This window comes from Roseateles sp. P5_E11 (assembly GCF_054049355.1).
In genome coordinates this window covers 1-786 of the sequence record NZ_JBFUMO010001133.1, presented here as the reverse complement: position 1 = coordinate 786, position 786 = coordinate 1, and the positions used below count along the sequence as shown (strand labels likewise).

Sequence of the window (786 nt, the reverse complement as noted above, 5' to 3'; positions counted from 1 at the left end):
CGCCAGGCGCGTGAAGAGCGCGACGCACAGAAGCAAGCCAATGCGCAGCGCCTGCAGACTTTTGCCAAGCCATTGGGTGCCGGCATCTGGGTCGGCCTGAATGCACTGGCGCAGAACCCCTTCCGCTACCAGGATCAGGTCGTGCTGACGGCCGTGAAGCTCAACGATGTGGTCGCGCCGACGCGTGCCCGCGTCATGGCTGTTGGCGGCGGCTACCAGAGCAGCTTTGCCTTGATCGAAGGCGAAGGGCTTGCCAAGTGGGAACCCGGTGCGCGCATCCTCGCCGTCAAGGTGCTGGGGCGCTTGCCCAACACCGATGCCGATCTTCCCGCCGGCTTGCATCTGCAACTGGTGGGCCAGTTGCCCTGCGCGCAGGGAGATTGCGGTGATCGCCTGTCCCTGCCCAACCCGCTGCGTGATGGCGAGGCACCCTGATGGCCAAGGCACGTTGCGCCGCCGAGGCGCTCAAGCTCACCGACATCCCCAACATCGGCAGGGCCATGGCCGCCGATCTCGTCCAACTGGGCTTGCCCACGCCTGCGCACGTGAAGGCCATGGACCCCTTCAAGACCTACGACCGCCTGCGCGACCCGATGGGCCAGCGCCATGACCCCTGCGTGCYCGACACCTTCATGGCCGCCCACGATTTCATGAACGGCGGGTCTGCCCAGCCGTGGTGGCACTTCACCGAGCAGCGCAAGAAGCTGCTCGCGAAAACGAAATAACGAGGCACCTCATGTTTACCAAGATCCTGATTGCCAACCGGGGTGCTCGCGCCGAAGGCGC

At 65.4% G+C, this 786-nt stretch carries 2 protein-coding genes; both read left to right on the top strand.

Annotated elements, in window-relative coordinates; genetic code table 11:
* Positions 1-435, top strand: a 435-nt coding sequence (locus tag ACXJKR_RS33900; protein ID WP_457326601.1) for a hypothetical protein, incomplete at its 5' end; no start/stop codon positions are given.
* Positions 435-725 (top strand): helix-hairpin-helix domain-containing protein, encoded by a 291-nt coding sequence (locus tag ACXJKR_RS33895; RefSeq protein ID WP_457326600.1) that lies wholly within the window; start codon positions 435-437, stop codon positions 723-725. The genes ACXJKR_RS33900 and ACXJKR_RS33895, both read left to right, overlap by 1 nt.
* Positions 726-786 lie beyond the last annotated feature (61 nt).